Genomic DNA, 26,231 nt, shown 5'->3' on the forward strand with positions numbered 1-26,231 from the left:
GATTTAATACTAAGCGTAATGTATTTCCAGCCTAGTATTCACCCCATCAATATATAACACGCCTGATATAGATAGCGTAAGGTATTTTCCCGGTGCCATTATAAAAAAAAGCCTCTTCTAAAAGAGGCTTTGCAGTAATGAGATTATTATTCAGGTATTAAAAATATTTCCGCAAATATTCCGTCAGACACAGAATCGCCATTGCCTGGCCATACGGCATCGAGGTCAGCGGTATCTGGCGGTAAAACGCCAGATCGCTGCCCATCCCCGTCCCGAAGGACGTTTGCAGCAGTTCCCCTTCCTGCGAGATGTTTTGCACGATACCGCAGATCGCTTTCTCCGCCACCTCTGCATACTCTGCGCCGACATACCGCTTGCGCACGGCTTTCAGAATGCCGTAGGCAAACCCTGCCGTGGCCGACGCCTCCAGATAAGAATCAGGATCGTCCAGCAGCGTATGCCACAATCCACTCTCATCCTGACATTTTGCCAGTGCGGCGATCTGCGCATTTAGCACCTGCACCAGATAGCGACGAACGGCGTTGTTTTCTGGCAGATCCACCAGTTCGAGGAAATCCGGGATCACGATGGTCAACCAGCTGTTGCCGCGCGCCCAGCGGGCCCGGGCAAAGTTGTGATTGCCGTCGTAATTCCAGCCGTGGAACCACAGCCCCGTCTCACGATCCATCAGGTTCTGTACGTGGAGCAGGAACTGATAGATCGCCTCCTCGACGTACTCCGGCTTGTTAAGCAGTTTGCCGATTTTCGCCAGCGGCAGCACCGTCATCATCAGCGTGTCATCCCACATCTGCTGATGGTTCTCTTCCGCCAGTGTGATGTGCTGCATGCCGCCATGTTCGGTGCGCGGCATCTCATTCATCGCCCACTCCGCCCAGCTTTCCAGCCACGGCAGCCAGGCCGGGTTTTTGGTCTCTTCGTAGCGATACGCCAGCGTCAGGAACGGCGACATGGTATTCACGTTTTTGGTGGTTGCGCCTTCTGCGAAACGGTCAGTAAACCAGCTGTCGATAATCTCGCGCATGCCTGCGTCACCGGTCTGGCAGTAATACTGCCAGATACCGTACAAACCAACGCCGTGCGTCCATTCCCATCCGGCCCAGCCTTTGGTGTCGATCACGCGCCCGTCGTCCAGCCGCAGCAAAAACTCACCCGTTTTGTCGTGGATATTGACCAGATTATGCGTCACCTTTTGAATCAGCGATTTCAGTTCATCCCTGGCGATAAAGCGCTCAGGCTGACGCAGTAACGGGCTATGTTTGACAGGCCAAACTTTCATCATCTTAACCTCTGTTGTATGTCGAATTCAGTACCGCACGATCCTTCAGTGAAGGGGCCGCCGGCTTGTTGCGATTCAGGTAACCGATATTGTTGTTGCCCCACAGGGATTCATACGGCATACCGGCCAGCATCTCCACGGTGGCGCGGGCCTGCGGGGTCGCCGCCTCCGGCATCGCATGGCCGGACTCGCGCATTTTCGCGGTCTCTTCACGCAGGGTGCAGTGGGTCTGCAAATTGAGTTTGAAGCGCAGGGAGACCAGGAAGCCGCAGAACAGTACCAGAATGGTGCCGACGCTCAGGATCATCAGGATAGTGTGGCTCACTTCCGCAGGCTGCACTTTTTGACCGCTGACAAAGCCAGACATCTGCATCACGATCCCCACCAGCATTACCGCACCGGCCTGGGACGCTTTACGGGTCAGCGTCATGATGCCCGCGAAGATCCCTTCGCGACGCTGACCGGTGATCACTTCGTCCACGTCAGCAATGTAGGTGTAGGTATTCCACGGTACGTAGTTGATACCCCCGCGGCCAAGACCGGCAACCGCAGAGATCAGCAGCAGCAGAGCGTAAACGTCGCTCAGGCCCGCGTAATAAAGCACCGCGTAAGAGAGCGAGGCCAGGCCAAACAGCACGACCACCATGCGGTAAGACGGCGCAGGTCCGAAGCGAATGCACAGCGGGATCATGCCAATCACGGCGAGGAACTGGAAGATGGCCATCGTGCCCAGCAGGTTGGACGCCATGGATGCTTCCTGCATCAGCACAAACACCACGTAATAGGTGAATACGGCGTTGAACACATCCTGGGCAATATAGCCGCCGAGATACATGCCCAGATGCTGGCGGAAAATCTTGATACGCAGCGTCGAACTTAATTCGACAAAAAGACGGTTCAGGCTCTGTCCCAGGGTCAGCTTTTTCTTCTCTTCTTCAGCGCGCAGGGCTGCTTCAGACCACTCTTCCCGCGGACGCTCCCAGGTGAAGAACCAGACGAAAGTAAGCATCAGCGCGCAAAGTACGGAGAAGACCAGGCTTGCATAGAAGAAGGAGATCGCGTTGTCTTTGCCGAAATGCGTGAGCAGGATCCCCGGCAGGAAGGAGGCCAAAATGGCGGACATCTGGGCCATGGAGATACGCGCCCCGGAGAATTTGGTTTTTTGTTTGAAATCGTCAGTCATTTCCGGCACCAGCGTTTCATACGGCACCAGAATCATGGTGTAAACAATATCAAAGATCAGATACGTCAGCAGGTAATACCAGAAACTCATGTCCCCTACCCACATCAGCGAGTAGCTGAAAACGCAGGGAATACCGAGCAGGATGAAGAACTTACGCCGGCCAAAACGCTTACCCAGCCAGGTGGTACCAAAATTATCGGTTAAAAAGCCCATTAACGGACTGACAACCGCATCCAGCACCCTTGCGGCGGCGAAGATAAAGGTTGCTTCAATCGGTGTGAGTCCACAGAAGGTCGTATAAAAATACAAAAGCCAGGCGGCCGTCAGGGCGGTAGTCCCCGCTCCGAGGAAGTCCCCTGAACCGTAAGCAAGATAATTTGCGAGTCCAATTTTACGTGTTTTCATTGCCGTCAACCCTAATCAGTTTTGGGAGACTCCCTGTAAGCAAACCTCGTCCGGGAGTTTTTACACGGCTACAGTAAAAGTATCGACCTGGTGAAACCTTTCTGTTTCTGCCATCACAGGGTGGTGAATGGCAAAAATGCAAAGAGTGTCAATACGCGTGTCACTGATTTATAAAACAGCGTTTCTTTTGTATCAAAAGGGAAGGTCAATTTTGCGAGCCAGCCTTCAGAAATGCCTGAAGACTGGCGAAAAGGCGGGCAGTTAGCGGTAGTTGACGAGCACCTCGTTGCGCTGAACCTTCAGCGCCGGGATCAGACGTCCACCGCCTGGCACTTCCCAGATAAAGCGTAAAGGTTCCTGAGCAGACACCCCGTTGAAGGCCTGGGTGATGCCACTTTGGCCCTCGATTTCCGCGCAGCGGGTCAGCGAGCACAGCCGCACCCGCAACCCGGCCGGTGTGGGTCCCGTCAGGGTGTAATTCCAGGCCACCAGCGTCATCTGCCCGGAGACGGGCTCAGAGGCTGACAGCGGACGGGAGGAGATCGACTCCCCCCGATGGTTGAGCGTTAAGCCGATACTGCTGGCCTGCCATGCCCCCTCGCCTGCGGCCTGCACCGCCAGCGGGAAAAATAAGATCCACAGCCACTTACGCATTATTTCCCTCCTATGGTCGCCGTCATGCGAATATTGCGGTTATCGGACAGCTCCATATTCGACAGCACCACCAGCTGGTTCAGGCTCCGGCGCAGGAAGCGCGACAGCAACGGACGCAGCGCATGATTCACCAGCAGCACCGGCGGCGCGCCCAGCATCTCCTGACGCGCCAGCGCCTCCTGGGTTTGCGCCAGCAATCTGTCCGCCAGACCCGGCTCCAGCCCGCCACCGCCCTGTAGGGCCTGAAGCAGCAGACGTTCCAGCGGCGTGTCCAGGCCAATCACCTGCACTTCGCCGGTTCCCGGGAACCATTGCTGGGTTATGGCGCGCCCGAGCGCCACGCGCACCACCGCCGTCAGCTCATGTGGATCGCTCTGGAGCGGCGCATGCTCGGCCAGTGTTTCCAGAATGGTGCGCATATCGCGGATCGGCACCTTCTCATCGAGCAGATTTTGCAGCACTTTGTGCAGGGTGGTTAAGGTCAGCACGCCCGGCACCAAATCTTCGGTCAGCTTCGGCATCTCCTGCGTTACGCGGTCAAGCAGCTGCTGCGCCTCCTGACGTCCAAACAGTTCCGCGGAGAACTGGCCAATCAGATGGTTGAGGTGCGTCGCGACCACGGTACTGGCCTCAACAACCGTGTAACCCTGGATCTGCGCCTGCTCTTTCAGGGCGCTCTCAATCCAGATGGCCGCCAGACCAAAGGCCGGGTCGGTCGTCTGCTCACCCGGCAACGTGCCAGCGGCCGTGCCAGGGTTAATCGCCAGCCAGCGGCCGGGGTACGCATCACCGCTGCCGATTTCCACCCCTTTCATCAGGATGCGGTAGCGTGCGGGCGGGAGATCCATATTGTCCCGGATATGCACCACCGGCGGCAGGAAGCCCATGTCCTGGGCGAATTTTTTACGAATGCTGCGGATACGGCCAAGCAGTTCGCCATCCTGCTGGAAATCCACCATCGGGATCAGGCGGTACCCCACTTCCATCCCCAGCGAATCTTCGAGCTGAACGTCGTTCCAGGTGGCTTCCACCGCCTGGGTGTTCTCAGGCATTTTGACCGGCGCTGGCTCTGCCTTAGGCTGAGTTTCGCGGCCACGCATCCACCAGGCAAGGCCCAGCAGCGCGGCAGTGAACAGCAGGAATACCAGGTTTGGCATGCCCGGCACCATACCGAGCAGGCCCAGTACCGCCGCGGAGAGCAGCATAACGCGCGGGTTGCTGAACAACTGCCCCACCATCTGCTCGCCTACATCCTGATCGGTGCTGACGCGGGTCACAATTACGCCCGCCGCGGTGGAGATCACCAGTGCCGGGATCTGCGCCACCAGACCATCACCAATGGTCAGCAGCGTATAGCTTTCCGCTGCGTGGCCCATGTCCATGCCGTGTTGCAGCACGCCGACCAGCAGGCCGCCGACGACGTTAATCACCATGATCAGAATGCCCGCGATGGCGTCACCGCGCACAAACTTACTCGCACCGTCCATGGAGCCGTAGAAATCTGCCTCCTGGGTCACTTCGGCACGGCGTTTTTTTGCTTCATCTTCCGCAATCAGCCCGGCATTCAGGTCGGCGTCGATTGCCATCTGCTTGCCCGGCATCCCGTCGAGCACGAAGCGCGCGCCCACTTCTGCGATACGCCCCGCCCCTTTAGTGATAACCATGAAGTTGATAATCACCAGAATGACGAACACCACGATACCGATGGCGAAGTTGCCGCCCACCAGGAAGTGACCGAAGGCTTCGACCACCTTGCCCGCCGCCGCCGCGCCGGTGTGCCCTTCCATCAGGATGATACGCGTGGAGGCAACGTTCAGCGCGAGGCGCAGCAGCGTAGTGAACAGCAGGATCGTTGGAAACGCGGCGAACTCCAGCGTGCGCTGGGTGAACATCGCCACCAGCAGCACCATGATGGACAACGCAATGTTAAAGGTGAAAAGCAGGTCGAGGATAAATGCCGGTAACGGCAGCACCATCATCGACAGAATTAGCAGGATCAGAATCGGTCCGGCAAGGATCTGCCATTGCGTCGATTTCAGGTTGCCGGGCAGGCGCAACATTGCCACCAGATTAGCCATCAGTGTCCTTCTCGTTCAAAAAATCCAGTGCTTCAGGCACCGGAAGGTTCTCAGGTTTTACAGGTCGTTGACCGCCCGCTAAACGCCAGCGTTTCAGTTGCCACACCCAGGCCAGCACCTCTGCGACAGCGGCGTAGAGCTGGCCCGGGATCTGTTGTCCAATTTCCGCGTGGCGATACAGCGCACGGGCTAATGGCGGTGCTTCAAGGATCGGTACGCGGTTTTCCGTCGCGATCTCACGAATGCGCAGCGCAATTAGCCCGGCCCCTTTCGCCACCACTTTCGGTGCGCTCATTTTGTTTTCGTCGTACTGAAGCGCCACGGAGTAGTGGGTCGGGTTAGTGACAATCACATCGGCTTTCGGCACATCTTCCATCATGCGACGACGCGCGGCAGCACGTTGCATCTGGCGGATACGGCCCTTGACGTGCGGGTCGCCTTCCATCTGTTTATATTCATCGCGAATATCCTGACGCGACATTCGCAGCTTCTTGATATGGGAAAAGATCTGGAAGATAACGTCGAACGCCACCATCGGAATAATGCTGAGAACCACCAGCAGCGAGCCTAATCCGACCAGGTTCAGGGCATTCTTCATCGCCGTCATGGGGGATTCACTGATCAGACGCATCATCTCCGGCCAGTGGTGCCACAGAAAAAACCCGGCAGCACTGCCCATAAGAAGCGATTTCAGGATCGCTTTAAGAAGCTCAGCCCCGGTTTGAGCTGAAAACATTTTCGCAATACCGGGTAGCGGGTTGAGCTTGGAGAATTTTGGTTGCAGCGATTTACCGCTGAACACCAGGCCACCGAGCATGACCGGCGAAACAAGAGCCACGATGACCACCCCGGCAATCAACGGCAGCAGAGCGATCATGGCGCTTTTTACCAGGTTGATGATCTGAATGAGGATCAGATTGGGGTCATTGACCATGCTGTGATCAAAACGTAAGCCAGCAGAGAGCATTCCCGCCAGTCTGCGGGCAAGCATCTCCCCGCCCCACCAGATTATGCAGACGCCCACCACCAGGATCAGCAGGGAGGTCAGCTCTCGGGATCGGGGGATCTGCCCATCCTCACGGGCTTTTTCAAGTCGGTGGGGTGTGGGGGCTTCTGTTTTGTCGTCGTTCTCTTCTGCCACTGTGCCTGCTCGCAGCCCATTAATTCACGGGTATCATGCCAGCGCAGAGAAAATCCAATGGCGGGAAAAGCCCGTTTATTCGGGCTCTTTTCGCTGTTTTTGTTCTGAACAACCTCAGGCCGCGTTCACAGCCTGAGGCAGAAGGGCAATCAGAAACCAAGACTGTCCAGCAGATCGTCCACCTGATCCTGGCTTGCCACCACGCCCGCTTTACTGGTGTCAAGCTGTGGACCATTGAGCAGGCTTTCGTTCTCGCGTTTCGGACGGGCAGCCGGTTCCGGAATATTTTCCAGCAGCACCATCAACAGCTGACGTTCAATCTCCTGAATCACATCCATCATGCGCTTGATCACCTGGCCGGTGAGGTCCTGGAAATCCTGCGCCATCATGATGTCCAGCAGTTGCGCATTGGTGAAGCTGGTGTGCCCTGGCACATCGCCCAGGAACTGACGGGTGTCCGTTACCAGTTCGCGGGCATCCGCCAGCTCAATGGGGTTCTCAAACCACTCATCCCAGCGTTGGGTCAGCGCTTTCGCCCCCTTCTCCATCGCATCCTGGTGCGGCTGTGACGCCTCAACGCTGTTCAGCGCTCGCTCGGCCGCCTGCGCGGTCATCTGCACCACGTAGTCCAGACGGTCGCGCGCGTCGGGGATGGCTTCCGCCGCTTCGGCGATAGCCTGGTCCAGCCCCAGCTCACGGAGGCTGTCGCGCAGCATGCGGGTCAGGCTACCAATACGGGCAATAATGTCGCTCGGCGAATGTTCTTCAACGGGTTTCATAGCAGGTTGCAACATTTCCATCACCTCACATGCCGAGTTTCTCGAAGATCTTCCCGAGCTTCTCTTCCAGAGTCGCCGCGGTGAATGGCTTCACCACGTAGCCGCTTGCGCCCGCCTGTGCAGCGGCAATAATGTTCTCTTTCTTCGCTTCTGCGGTCACCATCAGCACCGGCAGAGAGGCCATGCCTGCATCCGCGCGGATGGTTTTCAGCAGTTCGAGACCGTCCATGTTCGGCATGTTCCAGTCGGAAATCACAAAACCAAACCCGCCAGCCTGCAGCTTGTTCAGCGCATCCACCCCGTCTTCTGCTTCTTCAACGTTGTTGAAGCCTAGCTCTTTTAGCAGGTTGCGCACAATGCGACGCATGGTGGAAAAGTCATCCACAACCAAAAACTTAAGCTCTTTATCCGCCATAAAATAATACTCCTGAGTCAAATACGTATTGCCTGTCCGGCACTGATTTTCGCCAGCATCTGCTGGCTTACCTGGCTAAGATCGACCACTTCGCTTACGCCACCCATATTGATGGCCTCGCGCGGCATGCCGAACACCACACAACTTGCTTCATTCTGCGCAATCGTCCAGGCGCCAGCCTGGTGCATCGCGAGCATTCCGGCGGCGCCGTCGTTGCCCATCCCCGTCAGGATCACCCCCACGGCGTTGCGCCCCGCATGTTTCGCCACCGAATGAAACAGCACATCCACCGACGGACGGTGCCGGTTAACCGGCGGCCCGTCATGAATTTTGATTTGATAGTTCGCCCCGCTGCGCGCCAGCTCCATATGTTTGTCACCCGGGGCGATATACGCGTGACCTGGCAGCACGCGCTCGCCGTCTTCCGCCTCTTTCACACTGATCTGGCACAGCTTATTCAGGCGCTCCGCGAATGAGCGGGTAAAGCCCGGCGGCATATGTTGCGTAATCAGGATACCCGGGCTTGAGAGCGGCAATGGCTGGAGTACATGGCGAATTGCCTCTGTTCCTCCGGTTGACGCCCCAATGACCAGCAGTTTTTCCGAGCTGAGTAACGGTCCGGCCTTCAGGGTTGCCGGCGCGGCCATCGGCTTGTGGGCCGCCAGTTTTGCGCGCGACGCGGTACGGATTTTCTCGGCGATCATCTCGCTGTACGCCAGCATCCCCTCGCGAATGCCGAGCTGCGGCTTGGTGACAAAATCCACCGCCCCCAGCTCCAGCGCGCGCAGGGTTATCTCCGAGCCTTTCCCGGTCAGGGAAGAGACCATCACCACCGGCATCGGGCGCAGGCGCATTAATTTTTCCAGGAAATCGATGCCATCCATGCGTGGCATTTCGACATCCAGCGTCAGCACGTCGGGGTTATATTTTTTGATTAAATCCCGCGCGACCAGCGGATCGGGCGCTGTTGCCACCATCTCCATATCGCTGTGGCTATTGATGATTTCGGTCATAATCTGACGCATCAGCGCAGAATCATCGACAGACAATACCCTGATTTTACTCATGCTTTTTCCTTACTCAGCGCATAAACCGTTTGCCCACGCAGGCTAAACTCACGCACGAGGTTGCTGAAGTTTTCCGAGTGCCCGGCAAACAGTAAACCGTCAGGCTTGAGCAACGGAACAAAGCGACGCAGAATGTCCTGTTGCGTCGTTTTATCAAAATAGATCATCACGTTACGGCAAAAAATGGCGTCGAATGGCCCCGGCACGTTGTACTGCTTATCCAGTAAATTAACGGGGGCGAATTCCACGCAGTTCGCCAGCTCCTGGCGTACGCGCACCAGTCCTTCATGCGGGCCGGTACCGCGCATGAAGTAACGCTGTAGCTGCTGAGGAGACAGCGTTTTTAGTTCATCCTGGCGATAAACGCCGTTACGGGCTTTTTCCAGCACTTCGGTGTCGATGTCGCTGGCGTACACTTTCCAGCGGCCCGGCGCCATTCCCAGGGTGTCTGCAAGGGTGATGGCCAGCGAGTACGGCTCTTCCCCGGTAGAGGCTGCCGCGCTCCAGACGCGATACTCTCCGCTACGGCGACGGGCGTGTTCCGCCAGCACCGGGAAGTGATGCGCCTCGCGGAAAAACGCGGTCAGGTTGGTGGTTAATGAGTTGATAAATGCCTGCCATTCGGCGCTGTTCTGGTTCGCTTCGAGCATGCTCAGATAGCGGCCAAAATCATCCAGCCCCAGCGTGCGCAAGCGCCGCACCAGCCGGTTGTAGACCATGTCTCGCTTATGGTCCGCAAGCACGATCCCCGCACGCTGGTAGATTAACTGACATATCCGACGAAAATGCGCGTCGGACAGCGCGAGGCGCTGTGTCATCTGCAACAATAATGACGTTTGCCCTGAGGGCATGGGTGATGTCATAGCGCCTTCTCAATCACATTCAGGATACAACGGGCACGGCCTGTGACCGTCCGACTTCTGTTACTGCTTCAACGTGCTCTTTCACATTAAATACGGCGACCAACCCGGTAAGGTGATCCGCCTGGTTTGCCAGCTGATCGGTAGCCGCCGCCGCCTCTTCCACCAGTGAGGCGTTCTGCTGCGTAACCTGATCCATCTGTGTAACGGCCTGCGCCACCTGCTCAATACCACGGCGTTGTTCATCAGACGCCGAGGCAATCTCGCCCATAATGTCGTTAACCCGCGTCACGGAGGTGACAATCTCGTGCATGGTCTGCGCGGCGGTATCCACCAGCGCGGAGCCCTGCTGAACGCGGGAGACCGACTCTTCTATCAGCCCTTTGATCTCTTTCGCCGCGTTGGCGCTGCGACTGGCGAGGTTTCGGACTTCACCGGCAACCACCGCGAACCCGCGCCCCTGCTCTCCGGCACGCGCCGCTTCAACGGCCGCGTTCAGCGCCAGAATATTGGTCTGGAACGCGATACCGTCGATGACGCTGATAATGTCGCCAATTTTCTGCGAGCTGGCGGCAATCTGCTGCATCGTGCTGGCGACGTGAGAAGCCTGGTCGCCCCCACGTTTCGCCGTCATCGCCGCCTGTTTTGACAAGTCGGACGCCTGACGCGCGTTATCGGCGTTCTGGCTTACCGTCGCGGTCAGTTGCTCCATGCTGGCCGCCGTCTGCGCCAGCGATGCCGCCTGCTGTTCGGTGCGGGATGAGAGATCGTTATTGCCTGCCGCAATCTCGGAGATCCCGGTATGCATGGCGTAACTGCCCTGACGAACGTTGCTTACGGTTTCCCGCAGCGAACTCTGCATCGCCTTCAGGCTGGCGAAAATCGCTGATATTTCATTCCTGCCATACACGGCCACCGGACGCGCCAGGTCGCCCTTCGCCATACTGTCGAAGTGGCTGCTGACGATCGCCAGCGGCTGGACGATCATTTTGCGCGACCACCACAGCGAGCCGCCGGTCAGCAGGGCGGCCAGGATCACCATGGTCAGGAAAATCACCCCTGACATGCGGTAGCTGGTACGGCTGTCCGCACCGGCACGCGCCACAAACTGGTTAATATCCTGCTGCCATGCGTTAAAGCTGTCGTCAAATGCCGCCTGAGACGCCTGCACCGGCGCGGTCAGGAAGTCAGAGAGCTGGTTGTTCTCCAGCCACGTCGCCTGATGGTCGAGATCGCCGTACCACACATCAAAGGTCTTTTTCATGGCGACCTTCAGCGTTTTCTCTTTCTCACTCACCGCCTCCTGCGCCGTAAACGCCTTAAACTGCGCGTCGGCCTGCTTCAGGCTGCTGCGGGCCACGACCATCAGCGCCTTAATATCATCCGGCGGATAGCTCAGCGCGGTTAACGTCCCTGCTTTGTTCAGCGCAGTGCTTGCCTGCAACAGCACGGCACGCGTTTGTGCCAGTGCGGAGCGCTGCTGATTACTCGTCTCAACTTCCTGCAAATTCTGATAGCCATCGCGAAACGCCCAGAAAGACAACCCGTTACTGCCAACCTGCAAAACCCCACACAGGATCAGAATCAAAAACAGTGTGGTCGAGATACGAATACGATTTAACATCCACGCTCCCATCAAGCGGCAAGCAGCCGCGGTTTAATTGTCAGTCAAAATGTTTCCCAGTTTTCATCTTGTCCGGTCACCGCTGCGCGCGTAGGTGTTGTCACGGGCGCCGGGGTTGCTTCGCTGTACGCTGACCGCGAGCTGACCGTATTTGTTGTTTTTGAAGTAAGACGGAACGCCGAGACGGCCATTTTCAGGCGGCTCGCCTGATCCTCAAGCGCAGCGGCCGCGGCAACGGACTCCTGCACCAGGGCGGCGTTTTGCTGCGTCACACGATCCATTTCCGATACCGCCAGAGCGACCTGGTCAATACCACGACTCTGCTCATCCGATGCAGAGGCGATTTCACCCATGATGTCCGTCACGCGCGTCACGGCATTCACGATGTCATTCATGGTTTCACCCGCACTTTCCACCAGCACCGAGCCGGTATCCACGCGTGAAACAGAGTCTTCAATCAGGGCTTTGATCTCTTTCGCCGCATTGGCGCTGCGGCTGGCGAGGTTACGTACTTCGCCAGCGACCACGGCAAACCCACGTCCCTGCTCGCCCGCACGCGCCGCTTCAACGGCCGCGTTCAGCGCGAGAATGTTGGTCTGGAAGGCGATGCCGTCGATAACGCTGATGATATCGGCGATTTTCTTCGAGCTGTCGGCAATGTCATGCATGGTTTTCACCACGCCGTCGACCACCCGACCGCCGCGCTGGGCGGTGTCGGACGCGCTTTCTGCAAGCTGCGACGCCTGACGGGCGTTGTCGGCATTCTGCTTCACGGTCGCGGTGAGCTGCTCCATGCTTGCCGCCGTCTCTTCCAGAGCGGACGCCTGCTGTTCGGTACGGGACGAGAGATCGTTGTTGCCCATCGCGATTTCACTCGTGCCGGTATAGATGGCATCCGCCCCCTCGCGCACGTTGGCGACGGTATCAATCAGCGAACGCTGCATATGGTCGACGCTGGTCGCCAGCTCGGTGATCTCGTTGCGACCAGAAACGGTCAGCGTTTTTGTGAGATCGCCCCGGCCAATATCGCGGATATGGGCAATGACGCGGCCAAGCGGATTAAGAAGGATATGACGAATGCCGTACCACACGGCCACCAGCACGATGACCAGCGCGAGGGCGAGCACCGCCATCTGCCATTTCGCGAAACGGTAGTCGTTCTGGCTTTGCGTAAAGGCGGAGTGATAAAGCTCGCCGCTGGCTTTGGCGTACTCGCCGAGCGCCGCGCCGAGTGCGTTCTGCATGCCCTGGGTCGGCTGCGCGAAATAGGCGTCCATATTGCCCTTCTCCAGGAACTGCACCAGCTCCGTGAGGCCGGCGAAGTAGGCCTGATATTTTTCATCTATGTTCGCGCTCGCCTGCGCCATTGCGGGTTGAGGGGCGATTTTTTTGAAAGCCTCGTAATGTTTCGCCGCGTCTGCCAGGGTGGCGCGCGCATTCTTCAGCAGTTCCGTTTTTGCGCTGCTCTGCTGGTTGTTCGGATCCATCATCATGCGGGCAGACGAGCGGCTCAGATTGATACGCGTCTGCAACATCAGATCCCAGGTTGTGGTCAGTTCGCTTTGCTGCATCCGCAAATCGTTCGAGGCCGCGAAGCTGTCCTGGTTCTGTTTTAACGAGGAGAAAAAGAGGCCGCCAGAAATAAGCTGAAGAAGTGCGAAAATGACCAGCACCATCATAAGCATTGTGACAACGCGGATACGGTTCAACATACAACACCTTCTCATCGATTGATTAACGGTGTTATCGGCAGGGGCCACGGGAACTTTACATTTGCGAAAGGGAAAAGCGCGGGGAGTCAGAACGCGACGTCAACGATCAGCGTGTCGGTGTAGGTTCCGGCAGGGGGCGTGGCCTGGCTGGTCAGGACCTTAGCGCTGTAGTTATAGGTGCGTAAAAGCCCGTCGGTACTGACCTGGGATGAGCTGGCGCTGGCCCAGCGCTCGCTGCCACTGCCGCCCCAGCGGTTGCTGGTCGCCTCTTTATAGATGTCGTAACTCATAAAATTGCTGCCGCTAACCATACGACGAACGTTGTTCAGGGCGTTTGCTCCATTATTAATGCCTATGGTGTAGGTGCTGCCCTTGGTGCAGGTGACGGCGATCGACTGCGAAACGGTGGGAAAATTTTGCACCAGCGGCGCGCTGTTAAAATTCACGTCCGGCGTGGTCATCGTGCTGCAATCGTTGGTGACGGTCATGTTGAGGAGAATGGAGGTAGTTGCCGTGCCGGTTTGCGGGGTCAGGCATAGCCCGCCCGCGCCAACGGCGCACACGTTGTAGTTGATGCTGAACGTTAACAACACCTGGTACGGCCCGGCCGTGACGTTCTGCCCCGGCACAGTACGGAAATAAAGCGGAATGTTGTAGCGCCTTGACCCCAGCAGCCCGAGCAGGGTGTTGCCATTCCAGGTATAGGTTTTGCTGATTTGTACTTCACTGTTTCCGCCGCAGCCAGTGGCACCGCACAGGCGCGTGGGGATAACGTCCGCGATGGCCGCATTATCGGTACGTTTCATGGTGGCGCGGCTGTTGGCGGCTATCGACGCCGAGGTGTAGGTCAGCGTCACCGAGTCGTTGGTTAGCAGGTTGAGAACAGTATCGCAGGACACCACCAGCGTGCCGGTGGTTTGCACCTCCCCCGTACTGCTCAGGGCGAATGAGGTGACGCTGCCAAACGAGGCGTTCACCGTACTGACGGTGCAGGCCGCCCAGCCGCTGCCCGAGAACAGCAACAGTATGGCTATCAACAGGCGTTTCACGGCGCCTCCCGGCAGGTCAGCGGACCGTAGGTTTGCAGCTTATGCTCGGGATTTGCGCCCACGTTCAACGTTGCGATACAGCGTTTACCGTCCGGGGTGATGACCTCCAGAGGATTCACATCGTTGAGGTTTTCCAGCCAGGCGATGCCGTCGTAGCCAACAACCGCGCTACTGCGGGACGCGCGTTTGACCTGGCTTCCCACCGGGATCGCATTGCCCTGCGCGTCATGCAGGATCACGCTGGCAACCCGCTCCTGCTCCATCGGGAAATCCACCAGATAACCGTTATGCCGACGAATCGCCACCCGACGCTCGGTCTCTTTCAGCCGGGTATCCGCAGGTAAGTTCAGGGTATCAATGCGGTAGCTCGCCGGGTAATAGGCGGAAACGCCGCTGACCAGCAGATAACCTTTGTTATTGGTTTTACCAACCGGCTGGTTCTCGTAGCTGACGGGTACGTCCGGATGTCCGTCGGTGCTGATCACCACAAACGCATCGTTGATTTTGTTCGCCGCAAACAGCTCACCGTCCATCAGGACGACAGAGCCCATCGCCTCCCCCCACCAGGTCATCATCCCCTTCTCACCGTAGCCGCCGCCCTGAAGCTCAACATTGTTATTCCGCCAGCCGAGCGTGGCCTGTTGATAGTTACTCGACCGCGACTGGTTGGCCCAGGCCATGTTCCAGCTAAAGCCGCCGTCAGACGGCATCGAGTGGTTGTAGTTAATGCGTTGAGTGCTGCCTGCGTCAGGGGTGTTTTCAAAGGTGACGGCGGCACTGTCACGTTCGCCGAGGGGAACCTGCAACGACAGCGCAACCGTCCAGTCGTCCCGCTGCTGGTCACGGCTGGCCGCCAGGTAAATACTGCTTGAGCGCCACAGATTTCGGCTCCAGGAGAGGTTGAGCAGCTCGGTTTTCCGGCTGTCAAAACTCTCCACGCCGATCCACGCCGCACCGATATTGCCGTAATCACCGAGGTTAAAGGTTAAGGAGTACTGGTCGGTATTGCGGCTCAGGCTGGCAACGGGGTTATCATATTCATCATAAACGGTGGGCTGATCGTACAGGGCGAGGTTGCCGAAGCCGCGGTCGCGTCGGGTATGCTGGGTCGCTACGCTAAACTCGCTGGTGCTGTACTGATAGCCCCAGTTCATCTGGCCCCCTTCGTCGCCGCGCATCCGGCTTTGTGTATAAGACGTATTCACCACGCCAAAACGCCCGAGCTTCAGCACCGTGCCCGCGCCGCCGAGCGCCAGCGACTCCGCCCCTTCCGCATGCCCCTCCAGCGTCAGCCAGTCGGTCACCCCGTAGCGATACGATCCGCTGCCCGCCGCCGGGCCATAGTCAAAATTCTCTATACCGTAGTTGCGCCGCAGGCTACCCAGCGTCACGGCGCCGTCGCTTAACCCCTGCTTCAGCAGATCGCTGCTGACATAAAACGGCAGCGTGGTGCTCACCTGACGTCCCAGCGCGTCGGTGGTGACCAGTACCGCATCCCCTGCGCCGTTGATGTACGGCAGATTAGTGAGGGTAAACGGCCCCGGCTGAAGGCGGGTGGAGCCGGAACGGTAGCCATTAATAAAGAGATCGACCGAGGTCGGGACGGCCGCCTCACCGGAAAACGCCGGCAGCGGCCAGGTCACCAGATCCGGACGCAGGGAGAAGTCGCGCCCGTAGCTGATCCCGCCCATCCGCACGCTGGTGCTCCAGCTCAGCGCATCGCTGATGACGTCCCCAACGGTCCAGGTGGTGGCATCCTCCTCGTTGGTGATCAGCAGGGTTGAGTCATAGCGCACGTATCCTTCCTGCTGCCCGCTGCTTCCGGCGAAATTCTGTCGGGCGTACCCTGTCGAAGAAAACGAATAGTCTTCGTTGAAATAGCGGAACTCATGCCACACCGACGCCTGGCCGCCCGTATGTTCGGTATGGTTGGTATAAACGTCGTAGTTGAGCAGCGCGCCCCGGCCATAATGCGGCTTGCTTTGCGCGCTCTGACCGCTAAACGACGTGATCCGCGCCGTAACCCAGTCCCGGGGGACCGTCAGCATGAGCCGCTGGGCGCTGCTGTCATACTCTACGCGTACCGATGAGAGCGTTGAAAGGTTCACCTCTCCGGCAGGCACATGCTCCTGCGGCAGTCCGGCGCGAAGCAAATCCGCTCCTGAAATAAACCAGGCGCCCTCGCGCTGCGTCACCGGCACCACCAGACCCGTGTCATAGTGGTTCAGCACCAGAGCGAGCTGGAATACAGCTTCGCCGTTTATCGTCCGCGCGTCCGGCGGCGGCGGTAAACTGTCGTCGCCGGTTTCGGCAAATGCGCTGGTACTGACGCAAAGCAGGATCATCATCGCCGGTTTCAGTTGACGGGCGTCGATTGCCATTGCGTATCCCTGGCATTAATTTGCGCGCTCATCCGATTCGGCTGATAAATCCCTGCCGGAAGCGGCCAGCTTCGGGTGCTGCCTGGCAGCACATAACCCAGCAGCCCCTCGGCAACCGTGCGTTTTTGCCCGCCCTGCTCAACCGCAACCTGGCTGAGCCTGACGTGAACGTTTCCCTGATTGCGGACCTCAAGCGCGGGTTTCCCCTCCTCCTGAATGACCCGCCAGTTGAGCTGCTGAGTGTTCGCCTGCGCGTGATGCTCACCTTCGTTGAGGGTGGGGATCCCCTGTCCATAAACAAATAAGGGAATGGAATAGCGCATTTGCAGTTTGAGGCCCATAGACGGTTCCGCTTTGGCATCCGGCTGGGGAATCTCATCCACAATGATGCGGTAGGCTTGCTCGACGCCGGACGGGATCGTCCCCTGCTTAATCAGGCGAATAAGCTGTTTACTGCCCTTAGCGATAGTCACGATCGGCGGGCTGGCGACCACATCCTGCTGGGCGGTGTAACGCTCATATCCGCCCTCCTGTTTCCAGCGCACAATGCGTATCTGCATTGTCGTGGCGCTGTTGCCCTGATTCTGGATCCACAATTCAGTTGCTCTGGCGTCTGCCGAAAGCCACGGATCGATAGGCCAAAGAAGAATGGTTGCGGCTGCTTGCGCCTTAACCGCTGTAAGGGCCGTTATCCCCAACAGACTCAACAGGCCTGACCGCCTGAAAAATGGCTTCATCAATGCTCTCCCTTTCCTACCATGACAAGGTCACGGTGAGTTGATCTGAATACGTTCCTGACGGGCTAAACCCGGTCAAAAGCGCGACGCCAAAAAGAGGCAGCGCGATGTTATTGCTGTTGGTATAGGTAATCGGTATTGCCTGGTTAACCCCAATTTCACTGTTTGCGGCCAGAGAGCTGCTGCTGTAGAGCCGGTAACCGACCACCTCTGTCCCGCCTGAACGCGTCATCCGCCGCACAGAGCTATAATTCTGACCGCCATTAATGCTCATACTTAGCGCCACACCCGGTGTGCAGGCGATGGACAACGCGCCGTCGGCAACAAAGCTGGTGCTGACCGGTGCGCTCTCCACGCCGCTGCGGGTCCCGAAATTCAGCGTACCGAAACGCCCGCCGGTGCCGGTGCTCACCGAGCATCCAGGCACAACCGTCGCGCTCACCCTGAATGACTGAGACGTCACCGCCCCGGCGTCTGGGATCAACATCAGCCCGACCAACAGGGTCAAAAAAGGGTGCACGACGCCCTCTGCGCTGTCGCGCAGACATAACAATGCCTTCATGGCTGAATCAGTAGGTGACGCTGACGTTAATCGTGTCGGTATAGGTTCCCGGTACGACCGTCACGCTATTGCCGCCGCCCGTAATGCGTGCATAGAGGGTGTAGCTATCCACCCCACCCGCAGTAGAGGCGACCGGCAACGCGGCATTGTTCGCAACCACGTTGTTGTAACCGCTATCGCTGAACAGGCTGTAGGCAACGCCCTGCGCCGCATTGGCGGTGTTGACCAGATAGCGGCCCGGCGTACCTGGGGTGCCGACAACGGTTCCGGGTGCGGTAGCGTTAGTGTTGCCGGTGATCGCCACCGTGTAACTGGCAGTGGTACATTGAATGGTAAAGGTGTTTCCTCCGCTGGCACCGGTTAACTGGGTTGTCAGGGTGGAGAATGTTGCAGGATGAGTGCCGAAATCGAGCGTCCCGAAGTTAATGCCGTTTTGCGTTGGCGAGCCGTTGATCAAGCAGCCGTTGGTCAGCGTCAACGTCGCGCCGATAGTGCCGCTACTGGTGACCGCGAGAGCCTGACCGACCGTTGCCGCCGTCAGCAGCGTTCCCGCGCAGATAAAAAGAAGTTTTCTTTTCATTTACCACCCTCCAGAAGAAATATAGGTTCGCTTGCCATATTTTATTCATACTGTTCAGTATGTTAGCCCCGCTTAAACATTCCCCGGCGCGGTTACTGAGAATTTAGTTTATGGTTAGCACTTCAACCACTTTCATCAAAAAGAGGGCAACCCCGCTCGAATTAACAGGTTATTAACAAACATTACAAAGGGTTAGCAAAAAAAAATGGGCATTATTCTTGCTTAACTTGAGGATATATCGCCTGTAGTGTGATCTGAGTCACAATATATCGTCATGATAAAAACAACGAATTTCATAAAAATTAAAAACAAGTTGTAACTCACGCAGCTTTACTTCAATTTATGCCCCGAATATTTTCCTGCGCTTAAATAAAAATTTTGTATGCATTGACGCAGGAAACTCTTTTAGCGCATAGAGGATCTTTTTGTGGCAAGTGCAAACAAACTCACGCTCTTCATCGTGATTTTCATGCTGGCGGGCATTCTTTCCGGTGCGGCGATCCATGAGTATGCTTCGCCCGACGCGATACAGGCCTGGTCGGAGAACATCACCCTGCTGACCGATATTTTCCTGCGGCTGATCAAGATGGTGATAGCCCCGCTGGTGTTCAGCACCCTGACGGTGGGCATTATGAGGCTGGGTGAAACGTCTACGATTGGGCGCGTCGGGGGTAAAGCGATGGTGTGGTTTATCAGCTCATCCGTACTTTCCATTCTGGTGGGGCTGTTTATTGTTACCCTTGAACAACCCGGCAGCGGTCTGAACCTGAGCATTCCGACAGAGACGGTTGATACCGGCCTGGCCGTGAGCGGGATGTCGCTGAAAGCCTTCCTGTCACACACCATTCCAACCAGCATTGCCGGCGCGATGGCGAACAATGAGATCCTGCAAATTGTGGTCTTCTCGATGTTCTTCGGCATTGGCGGCGCGTCACTGGGCCAAAAATTCAACGCCCCGCTGGTCGCGGCGCTGGATGTGGTATCCCACATTATGCTGAAGGTGACGGGCTACGTGATGTACGTTGCGCCGCTGGCCATTTTCGCGGCGATTTCGTCCGTCATTGCCACCCAGGGGCTGGGCATTTTGCTGAACTATGCCTCGTTTATTGGCGGTTATTATGTGGCGATCCTCCTGACCTGTCTGGTATTGCTGGCCGTGGGTTACATGGTACTGAAGAAAGAGATTTTCCGTCTGGTGGCGATGCTGAAAGATCCGGTGCTGGTGGCGTTTACCACCAGCAGCTCTGAAGCGGCATACCCAAAAACGCTGGAGCAGTTAGCGCGCTTTGGTTGTTCACGGAATATCGCCTCTTTCGTCCTGCCGATCGGCTACTCGTTTAACCTGGTCGGCTCCATGGTGTACTGCTCGTTCGCCTCAATGTTTATTGCCCAGGCGTACAACATTCACCTGAGTTTTACCGAGGTGACGGTGCTGATGTTAACGCTGATGCTGGCCTCGAAGGGCATTGCGGGCGTACCGCGCTCGTCGCTGGTGGTGCTGGCGGCAACCATTCCAGGCTTTAACATTCCGGTAGCCGGGATCCTGCTGCTGATGGGGATTGACCATTTCCTGGATATGGGCCGATCGGCCATTAACGTGCTGGGGAACGGGATTGCGACGGCGATGCTGTCGCAGAATGAAGGGGCGCGGGAAGCGGAGGCAGAGCTGGTGGAGCAGGAGGCGTAAAGATACAAAAGAGCCGGGTGGCGCTGACGCGTACCCGGCCTACGTGTTCGAACCATTTGTAGGCCGGGTAAGGCGAAGTCGCCACCCGGCATTATTTTATGCCACGTGATTCGCCGCAATATCCAGCAGCGCCATCTCTTCGCTGTTCAGCAGCTTCTCAATATTCACCAGAATCAGCATACGCTCGCCGAGCGCACCCAGCCCTGTCAGGTATTCCGTCGACAGCGTGACCGCAAACTCCGGCGCAGGACGGATTTGATCGGCGGTCAGCGACAGCACATCTGACACGCCGTCCACCACAATCCCCACCACGCGCTGCCCCAGATTCAGAACAATCACCACCGTGTTATCGTTGTACTCCACATCGCCCTGGCTGAACTTCACGCGCAGATCCACGATAGGCACAATCACACCGCGCAGGTTGGTCACACCCTTGATAAACGCTGGCGTATTCGCGATGCGCGTTACCTGATCGTACCCGCGAATTTCCTGCACTTTCAGGATGTCGATACCGTACTCTTCATCACCTAAAGTGAAAACCAGGAATTCCTGCCCAGATGGCTCGCCCGCCAGTTTCGTTACGTTACTCATACCGGTCATGTTATTACCTTTTACTTAATCAGGCGGCTGTGTTCGCCACACGTTGTTCACGATTTAATCCCTGAAGTGCCGATACATCGACGATCAGCGCGACGCTACCATCACCCAGGATGGTGGCAGCAGAGATCCCCGGCACTTTGCGGTAGTTACTTTCCAGGTTCTTAACCACCACCTGATGCTGACCAATCAGCTGATCGACCAGCAGCGCGTAGCGGCGTCCGGCGCTTTGCAGGATCACAACGATACCCTGCGTGGCCTCGGTTTTTGCCCCGTCCACTTCGAACACTTTCCACAGTTCCACCAGCGGCAGGTACTCGCCGCGCACTTCGAGCACGCGCTCGCCGCCCGCCAGCGGATGCAGATCTTCTTCGCGCGGCTGGAGGGATTCCATCACCGCGTTCAGCGGCAGAATAAAGACTTCGTCCGCCACTTTAACGGACATGCCGTCAAGAATGGCCAGCGTCAGCGGCAACAGGATACGGATCGTGGTGCCCGCGCCCTGCTTAGACTGGATCTCAACGTGACCGCCCATCTCCTGAATGTTACGTTTCACCACGTCCATGCCCACGCCGCGGCCGGAAACGTCGGTGACCTGCTCTGCGGTTGAGAAGCCCGGGGCAAAAATCAGCATGCCCACTTCTTCGTCAGTCATGTTTTCGTTGACCGCCATGCCCTGCGAAATCGCCTTCGCCAGAATGCGCTCGCGGTTCAGGCCCGCGCCGTCATCGGTCACTTCGATGCAGATGTTGCCGCCCTGATGTTCTGCTGACAGGATCAGGTTGCCCACTGGCGATTTTCCGGCTGCCACGCGGTTTTCCGGCAGCTCAATGCCGTGGTCGAGGCTGTTACGCACCAGGTGCGTTAACGGGTCGATAATGCGTTCAATCAGGCTCTTATCCAGCTCGGTGGAGCTGCCCATCAGCGTGAGTTCGATCTGTTTGTTGAGCTTGCTGGCCAGGTCGCGCACCAGGCGCGGGAAGCGGCTGAAGACATATTCCATCGGCATCATGCGGATGGACATCACCGATTCCTGCAAATCGCGGGCGTTACGTTGTAACTGGCCCATGCTGGTGATGAGATCGCCGTGGGTCACCGGGTCCAGCTCGTTGGAGCGCTGGGCCAGCATCGACTGGGTGATCACCAGTTCACCCACCAGGTTGATCAGCTGATCCACTTTCTCCACCGCCACGCGAATGCTCGTTGACTCGCTGGAGCGCGCCGCCGGTTTTTCACCGCGGGCCGGGGCGGCCGTCTCTTTGGGCACGGCTTTCAGTGCAGGGGCAGCGGCAACTACCGCAGGGGCAATTTCTGCCGGCGCGGGTACTTCAACGGCCGCCGCCTCGGTTTCAAACGCAATTTGATCCGCTTCAATCACGAAGCACAGCACCGCCACAATGTCATCCTGACCGATCCCGCCGTCGAGCGTCGCGGCCAGGCTGTCTTTACCCTTCACCACGTTGCTGAGCGTCGCCAGGTTACCCAGCTCCTCTTCCAGCAGGTTGACCTCGTTCTCTTTCAGCCGTGACAGCACTACGCGCAATTTTCCTGCGGGCGCATCAGGCGCACTGTCTGGTTTGGCCGCGGCGTCAACAACGCTCAGTTTTGCCGCAGGGACAACGGGCGCAGACGCCTCACCTTTGGCTTCCAGCGCTAACTGACGCAGCGCGTTGCAGATGTATTCAAAGCTGGCGGCATCAGGCTCTGCCGAACTTTTATAGGCGTCGAGCTGTTCCTGCATAATATCTTTCGTTTCCAAAAACAGGTTGATAATGTCGGTATTGAGCTGCATCTCACCGCGTCGTGCTTCATCCAGCAGGTTTTCCATTAAATGGGTCGTTTCCTGCAAAATGGTAAATCCAAACGTTCCGGCTCCGCCTTTAATGGAATGCGCCGCACGGAAGATGGCGTTGAGCTGTTCTGAGTCCGGTGCCTCGGGCACCAGATCCAGCAAATGTTGCTCCATATCGGCCAACAATTCGTCGGCTTCATCAAAAAATGTCTGGTAAAAATCGGTAATATCCATGCTCACGCTATCACCTCGGATTGGCTGGTGGCGATGTTGGAACGGCAGCCGAAGGGACGGCCCCAGGCTGTTTTAAATCGTCCAGTGACTCATTCTGACTTTCGGCGTTTTCATGCAGGATGGCCTGCTCCGCCTGCTGGTTCAGCACTAAAAGACTGATACGACGGTTGATGGCGTCATCCGGTCCGCGGTCGGTCAGGCGCATGGTTGCAGCCATGCCGACCACGCGCAGGACCTTGCCATCATCAAGCCCACCCGCCACCAGCTCGCGACGCGAGGCGTTGGCGCGATCGGCAGAAAGCTCCCAGTTGCTGTATCCCTTCTCTCCCGTGGCGTACGGGAAATCATCCGTGTGACCGGAGAGGCTAACGCGGTTCGGAATGCCGTTCAGCACCGGTGCAATCGCGCGCAGAATATCTCGCATGTAGGGCTCCACGTCGGCACTGCCGGTTTTGAACATCGGTCGGTTCTGGCTGTCGATGATCTGAATACGCAGCCCTTCCTGCACCAGGTCAATTTTCAGATGCGGACGCAGCGCGCGCAGTTTAGGGTCCGCCTCAATCAGCTGATCCAGGTCACCGCGCAGTTTTTTCAGGCGCGCCTGCTCCATCCGTTTTTTCAGCTCATCGATGTTAGGCTGTTTTTTCACTTCGCCCTGCTGCTGGGTGTAATCGTCACCGCCGCCGGGGATCGGGCTGTCGCTGTTCGATATGCGCGGCCCGCCGGTGACCGCCGTCGCCAGCGGCGTTCTGAAATATTCCGCAATCTGAATAAGCTCTTTCGGGCTGGAGATGGAGATCAGCCACATCACCAGAAAGAAGGCCATCATAGCGGTCATAAAGTCGGCGTACGCGATCTTCCATGAGCCGTGAGAACCGTGCCCGTGCCCCTTATGCTTGCGTTTTTTTACGATGACGATCGGATGGGACTGGTTTTTCATGCGTCCTCAGTTGTCGTCTGTTGGTTGGGGTTTTTCACCGCGCGCACGTGCTCTTCCAGTTCGATAAACGACGGACGTTCGCTGGAGTAGAGCGTCTTACGACCAAATTCGACGGCGATCGGTGGCGCATAACCGTTGAGGTTTGAGAGCAGCGTAATTTTCACGCACTGCATCATTTTGGTGGTTTCAGCGCTCTTCTGGCGCAGCACGCTCGCCAGCGGGGAGATAAAGCCGTATGCCAGTAAAATACCAAGGAACGTCCCCACCATCGCGTGGGCAATCAGGGCGCCCAGTTCAGCCGCCGGGCGATCCGCCGAGGCCAGGGCATGAACGACGCCCATGACCGCCGCCACTATACCGAACGCCGGAAGCGAGTCGCCCACCAGCGCCAGGCTGTTGGCCGGAACTTCGGATTCGCTCTCGTGGGTTTCGATCTCTTCGTCCATCAGGGCTTCAATTTCGAAGGTGTTCATGTTGCCGCTGATGATCAGTCGCAGGTAATCGACGATAAAATCGAGCATCATCGCGTCAGCCAGAATACGCGGGTAGCTGGCGAAAATTTCGCTCTCTTTCGGGTTTTCAATGTCCCGCTCCAGCGAGAACATTCCTTGCTGACGTGACTTCGCCATCAGGCGATAGAGCAGCGCCAGAAGATCCATATACATGCTTTTGGTGTATTTCGAGCGACGAAACAGCAGCGGAATCGCCTTCAGCGTGCCCTTGATCGATTTACCGTTGTTACCAACGATAAAAGCCCCTACCCCTGCACCGCCGATGATGACAAGTTCAGCCGGTTGATAGAGTGCTCCAAGGTGCCCGCCGGTCATCATGTAACCGCCGAAAACTGTACCGAGAACTACCAGGTAACCTAATAAGATAAGCACGACATCATCCTTCCGCTAGTGACTATGGCAGGACGTTCATTTCGAGCGCGTGACCTGAACGCAGGGTAAAAAAAAGCAGCGGTAATCGCTTACCGCTGCTGGAATCTTGCCCACAGGTTCGGGTTAAACAGCGTGTTCGATCTGTTCATCCAGCAGTTGTGGAATAATATCGGCAGCATCCCGGGAAAGTTTACGTCTTTTTACGGCTCGGGATGGAGGCTGGCATAAACTACAGGCGAAGCTGCCCGCAGGCTGGTGCGCGTGGGTAATAAAATTGCCGTCACAGCAGTTGCAGCGCGACAATTCAAGCATTCCGCTTTCAACAAAACGCACCAGCGTCCATGCGCGGGTCAGCGCCAGCAGGGGTCCCTGTTCCTGCTGCGGGCATTGCTCAAGGTAAAGTTTGTAGGCTTTAATCACGGCATCCACGCCACTGCATAAGCCCGTTTTAAGCAGGTACTGCCAGGCGTTACAGAACATGGAAGCATGGATGTTCTGCTCCCAGGTCATGAACCAGTCAGTCGAAAACGGCAGCATGCCTTTTGGCGGTGGGCTACCACGCAATTCTTTGTACAGCTTGATCAAACGACCACGGCTCAGTTGCGTCTCGCTTTCCAGCATTTGTAAACGCGCACCCAGCGTGATGAGTTCCATTGCCAGCTGGATATCACGGGCTTCCTGAACAATGCTTTTTTCGCTCATTGTTAAGCCCTTTTCTTCCGGGCTACGTCGTCAGGCTGGCTGATTTCGTTGAGCAGGCGGGTGGAGAGAAGAATACCGGTGTGGATCTGTTGCAGATCGTCCACGCGGGATTCCTGAGTCAGACGCGTAATGGTCTGCGGGTTATCGAAACGGAACTGGCAGACAAGCTGATTGGTTTCAGCCAGCTTGACCATCTGCGGAAGTGTTAATCCCCCCAGCATGGTTGCCATCTCTTCGTTAACACCCAGACGAAACATCGCTGACGGTTTGTCCTGACTAATCAAACGCTGCGCGAGCAATAAATACGACAAATTGATGTCGTAAATATGTTTTAGCAACTCGGATGTATGCATTTTTCCCATCCCGAATAACCAACTATTATTTTTATGCGGAAAGACCGCACCCCGTGATGTCGCCGGGAAATCACCCGGTATAAAAAGAAAAGGCCAAATGCATAGTTGAATTTAGGTTTGTACGTCGTAAAGCGCGTGACCGGTTAACATGGCCAAAATGTCGGTTACACATTTTATCTTTTCTTACAAATAACTAAGATTTTTCCTAATTCGACGCAAACTCTACTCGTCAGTTTTGACACATACAATGCAGCCCCCCCTGGAATTTAAAAAAAATGTGATCTGTGTCACATAATTTACGCGAATGTAACCCATAAATCCATCAGCGTGACTTGTAATTTGGGTGTTTTTTATCCAACCCAAGCTTGTTTATATTCTTCAGGAACGAATACTCATGCATCCGGACGGGGGAATTGGGTCTGGGAAATGTAAAGACAGGGCAAATCCGCATTGATCTGCTATGGGGAAAACTTCACGTTGAAACTACCATTAATTAATAAAGTAAAAACAGGAGGTTA

The 26,231-nt window shown here is 56.8% G+C and carries 23 protein-coding genes; 1 reads left to right on the forward strand and 22 read right to left on the reverse strand.

Annotation, left to right across the window (positions count from 1 at the left end; genetic code table 11):
* Positions 1-157: 157 nt before the first annotated feature.
* The 16 genes from bglB to BFV65_RS12750 all read right to left on the reverse strand — a co-directional run bounded on the left by bglB (position 158) and on the right by BFV65_RS12750 (position 18,524).
* Complete coding sequence (gene bglB / locus BFV65_RS12675) at positions 158-1,297, reverse strand: beta-galactosidase BglB (protein ID WP_069597104.1); 1,140 nt, start codon at positions 1,295-1,297, stop codon at positions 158-160.
* A 4-nt stretch (positions 1,298-1,301) separates the two neighbouring features.
* Entirely contained in the window at positions 1,302-2,885 is a 1,584-nt protein-coding gene (locus tag BFV65_RS12680; protein ID WP_069596718.1) for an MFS transporter, read from the reverse strand.
* A 261-nt stretch (positions 2,886-3,146) separates the two neighbouring features.
* Positions 3,147-3,539, reverse strand: coding sequence for a flagellar protein FlhE (gene flhE, locus BFV65_RS12685; RefSeq protein ID WP_048966690.1), 393 nt, complete (start codon positions 3,537-3,539; stop codon positions 3,147-3,149).
* Positions 3,539-5,617: a flagellar biosynthesis protein FlhA gene (gene flhA, locus BFV65_RS12690; protein WP_003859723.1), complete on the reverse strand. Its 2,079-nt coding sequence runs from the start codon at positions 5,615-5,617 to the stop codon at positions 3,539-3,541. The genes flhE and flhA overlap by 1 nt, the downstream gene beginning before the upstream one ends.
* Positions 5,610-6,758 carry a flagellar biosynthesis protein FlhB gene (flhB, locus tag BFV65_RS12695; RefSeq protein WP_022648500.1) on the reverse strand — a complete coding sequence of 383 codons (1,149 nt, stop codon included), beginning with the start codon at positions 6,756-6,758 and terminating at the stop codon, positions 5,610-5,612. The genes flhA and flhB overlap by 8 nt, the downstream gene beginning before the upstream one ends.
* A 149-nt stretch (positions 6,759-6,907) precedes the next feature.
* Entirely contained in the window at positions 6,908-7,552 is a 645-nt protein-coding gene (gene cheZ / locus BFV65_RS12700) for a protein phosphatase CheZ (protein WP_022648501.1), read from the reverse strand.
* 10 nt (positions 7,553-7,562) lie between these two features.
* A complete protein-coding gene (gene cheY / locus BFV65_RS12705; protein WP_000763862.1) occupies positions 7,563-7,952 on the reverse strand; it encodes a chemotaxis response regulator CheY in 390 nt (129 codons plus the stop codon).
* Positions 7,953-7,969: 17 nt separating this feature from the next.
* The gene (locus BFV65_RS12710) at positions 7,970-9,019 is read right to left on the reverse strand and encodes a protein-glutamate methylesterase/protein-glutamine glutaminase (RefSeq protein WP_014884341.1); all 1,050 of its coding nucleotides are present in this window, start codon (positions 9,017-9,019) and stop codon (positions 7,970-7,972) included.
* The gene (gene cheR, locus BFV65_RS12715; RefSeq protein ID WP_017384409.1) at positions 9,016-9,882 is read right to left on the reverse strand and encodes a protein-glutamate O-methyltransferase CheR; all 867 of its coding nucleotides are present in this window, start codon (positions 9,880-9,882) and stop codon (positions 9,016-9,018) included. Before cheR ends, BFV65_RS12710 begins: the two co-directional genes overlap by 4 nt.
* Before the next feature lie 19 nt (positions 9,883-9,901).
* A complete protein-coding gene (tap, locus tag BFV65_RS12720; RefSeq protein WP_032624035.1) occupies positions 9,902-11,503 on the reverse strand; it encodes a methyl-accepting chemotaxis protein IV in 1,602 nt (533 codons plus the stop codon).
* Between the two features lie 44 nt (positions 11,504-11,547).
* Complete coding sequence (gene tar / locus BFV65_RS12725) at positions 11,548-13,215, reverse strand: methyl-accepting chemotaxis protein II (protein ID WP_069596719.1); 1,668 nt, start codon at positions 13,213-13,215, stop codon at positions 11,548-11,550.
* Between the two features lie 86 nt (positions 13,216-13,301).
* Positions 13,302-14,264 (reverse strand): Csu type fimbrial protein, encoded by a 963-nt coding sequence (locus BFV65_RS12730; protein ID WP_023300457.1) that lies wholly within the window; start codon positions 14,262-14,264, stop codon positions 13,302-13,304.
* Positions 14,261-16,645, reverse strand: a complete 2,385-nt coding sequence (locus BFV65_RS12735) for a fimbria/pilus outer membrane usher protein (protein WP_069596720.1) — start codon at positions 16,643-16,645, stop codon at positions 14,261-14,263. The genes BFV65_RS12730 and BFV65_RS12735 overlap by 4 nt, the downstream gene beginning before the upstream one ends.
* On the reverse strand, positions 16,621-17,382 hold the full coding sequence (locus tag BFV65_RS12740) for a fimbrial biogenesis chaperone (protein WP_069596721.1): 762 nt from the start codon (positions 17,380-17,382) through the stop codon (positions 16,621-16,623). The genes BFV65_RS12735 and BFV65_RS12740 overlap by 25 nt, the downstream gene beginning before the upstream one ends.
* Before the next feature lie 16 nt (positions 17,383-17,398).
* Positions 17,399-17,944: a Csu type fimbrial protein gene (locus BFV65_RS12745; RefSeq protein WP_022648507.1), complete on the reverse strand. Its 546-nt coding sequence runs from the start codon at positions 17,942-17,944 to the stop codon at positions 17,399-17,401.
* 7 nt (positions 17,945-17,951) lie between these two features.
* Positions 17,952-18,524, reverse strand: coding sequence for a spore coat protein U domain-containing protein (locus tag BFV65_RS12750; RefSeq protein WP_022648508.1), 573 nt, complete (start codon positions 18,522-18,524; stop codon positions 17,952-17,954).
* A 427-nt stretch (positions 18,525-18,951) separates the two neighbouring features.
* Here BFV65_RS12750 and BFV65_RS12755 point away from each other — a divergent pair, with 427 nt between their 5' ends.
* The gene (locus BFV65_RS12755; protein ID WP_063162933.1) at positions 18,952-20,211 is read left to right on the forward strand and encodes a dicarboxylate/amino acid:cation symporter; all 1,260 of its coding nucleotides are present in this window, start codon (positions 18,952-18,954) and stop codon (positions 20,209-20,211) included.
* A 96-nt stretch (positions 20,212-20,307) separates the two neighbouring features.
* On the opposite strand, the gene cheW is transcribed toward BFV65_RS12755, so the two are convergent.
* From cheW to flhD, 6 genes are all read right to left on the reverse strand, one after another.
* On the reverse strand, positions 20,308-20,811 hold the full coding sequence (cheW, locus tag BFV65_RS12760; RefSeq protein WP_003859699.1) for a chemotaxis protein CheW: 504 nt from the start codon (positions 20,809-20,811) through the stop codon (positions 20,308-20,310).
* Between the two features lie 19 nt (positions 20,812-20,830).
* Entirely contained in the window at positions 20,831-22,840 is a 2,010-nt protein-coding gene (gene cheA, locus BFV65_RS12765; RefSeq protein WP_022648510.1) for a chemotaxis protein CheA, read from the reverse strand.
* A 4-nt stretch (positions 22,841-22,844) separates the two neighbouring features.
* On the reverse strand, positions 22,845-23,774 hold the full coding sequence (gene motB / locus BFV65_RS12770; protein WP_022648511.1) for a flagellar motor protein MotB: 930 nt from the start codon (positions 23,772-23,774) through the stop codon (positions 22,845-22,847).
* Positions 23,771-24,658: a flagellar motor stator protein MotA gene (motA, locus tag BFV65_RS12775; RefSeq protein WP_003859696.1), complete on the reverse strand. Its 888-nt coding sequence runs from the start codon at positions 24,656-24,658 to the stop codon at positions 23,771-23,773. Before motA ends, motB begins: the two co-directional genes overlap by 4 nt.
* Before the next feature lie 123 nt (positions 24,659-24,781).
* The gene (gene flhC / locus BFV65_RS12780; RefSeq protein WP_022648512.1) at positions 24,782-25,360 is read right to left on the reverse strand and encodes a flagellar transcriptional regulator FlhC; all 579 of its coding nucleotides are present in this window, start codon (positions 25,358-25,360) and stop codon (positions 24,782-24,784) included.
* Positions 25,361-25,362: 2 nt separating this feature from the next.
* Positions 25,363-25,713, reverse strand: coding sequence for a flagellar transcriptional regulator FlhD (gene flhD, locus BFV65_RS12785; RefSeq protein ID WP_003859693.1), 351 nt, complete (start codon positions 25,711-25,713; stop codon positions 25,363-25,365).
* Positions 25,714-26,231: the final 518 nt, after the last annotated feature.

The sequence above is a fragment of the Enterobacter hormaechei subsp. hoffmannii genome (genome assembly GCF_001729745.1).
Lineage (GTDB): Bacteria > Pseudomonadota > Gammaproteobacteria > Enterobacterales > Enterobacteriaceae > Enterobacter > Enterobacter intestinihominis.

Excerpts from the sequence above, each read along its gene's own strand:
- bglB (WP_069597104.1), bottom strand. The coding sequence starts at position 1,297 with ATGAAAGTTTGGCCTGTCAAACATAGCCCGTTACTGCGTCAGCCTGAG.
- BFV65_RS12680 (WP_069596718.1), bottom strand. The coding sequence starts at position 2,885 with ATGAAAACACGTAAAATTGGACTCGCAAATTATCTTGCTTACGGTTCA.
- flhE (WP_048966690.1), bottom strand. The coding sequence starts at position 3,539 with ATGCGTAAGTGGCTGTGGATCTTATTTTTCCCGCTGGCGGTGCAGGCC.
- flhA (WP_003859723.1), bottom strand. The coding sequence starts at position 5,617 with ATGGCTAATCTGGTGGCAATGTTGCGCCTGCCCGGCAACCTGAAATCG.
- cheZ (WP_022648501.1), bottom strand. The coding sequence starts at position 7,552 with ATGTTGCAACCTGCTATGAAACCCGTTGAAGAACATTCGCCGAGCGAC.
- cheY (WP_000763862.1), bottom strand. The coding sequence starts at position 7,952 with ATGGCGGATAAAGAGCTTAAGTTTTTGGTTGTGGATGACTTTTCCACC.
- BFV65_RS12710 (WP_014884341.1), bottom strand. The coding sequence starts at position 9,019 with ATGAGTAAAATCAGGGTATTGTCTGTCGATGATTCTGCGCTGATGCGT.
- cheR (WP_017384409.1), bottom strand. The coding sequence starts at position 9,882 with ATGACATCACCCATGCCCTCAGGGCAAACGTCATTATTGTTGCAGATG.
- tap (WP_032624035.1), bottom strand. The coding sequence starts at position 11,503 with ATGTTAAATCGTATTCGTATCTCGACCACACTGTTTTTGATTCTGATC.
- tar (WP_069596719.1), bottom strand. The coding sequence starts at position 13,215 with ATGTTGAACCGTATCCGCGTTGTCACAATGCTTATGATGGTGCTGGTC.
- BFV65_RS12735 (WP_069596720.1), bottom strand. The coding sequence starts at position 16,645 with ATGGCAATCGACGCCCGTCAACTGAAACCGGCGATGATGATCCTGCTT.
- BFV65_RS12740 (WP_069596721.1), bottom strand. The coding sequence starts at position 17,382 with ATGAAGCCATTTTTCAGGCGGTCAGGCCTGTTGAGTCTGTTGGGGATA.
- BFV65_RS12745 (WP_022648507.1), bottom strand. The coding sequence starts at position 17,944 with ATGAAGGCATTGTTATGTCTGCGCGACAGCGCAGAGGGCGTCGTGCAC.
- BFV65_RS12750 (WP_022648508.1), bottom strand. The coding sequence starts at position 18,524 with ATGAAAAGAAAACTTCTTTTTATCTGCGCGGGAACGCTGCTGACGGCG.
- cheW (WP_003859699.1), bottom strand. The coding sequence starts at position 20,811 with ATGACCGGTATGAGTAACGTAACGAAACTGGCGGGCGAGCCATCTGGG.
- motB (WP_022648511.1), bottom strand. The coding sequence starts at position 23,774 with ATGAAAAACCAGTCCCATCCGATCGTCATCGTAAAAAAACGCAAGCAT.
- flhC (WP_022648512.1), bottom strand. The coding sequence starts at position 25,360 with ATGAGCGAAAAAAGCATTGTTCAGGAAGCCCGTGATATCCAGCTGGCA.
- flhD (WP_003859693.1), bottom strand. The coding sequence starts at position 25,713 with ATGCATACATCCGAGTTGCTAAAACATATTTACGACATCAATTTGTCG.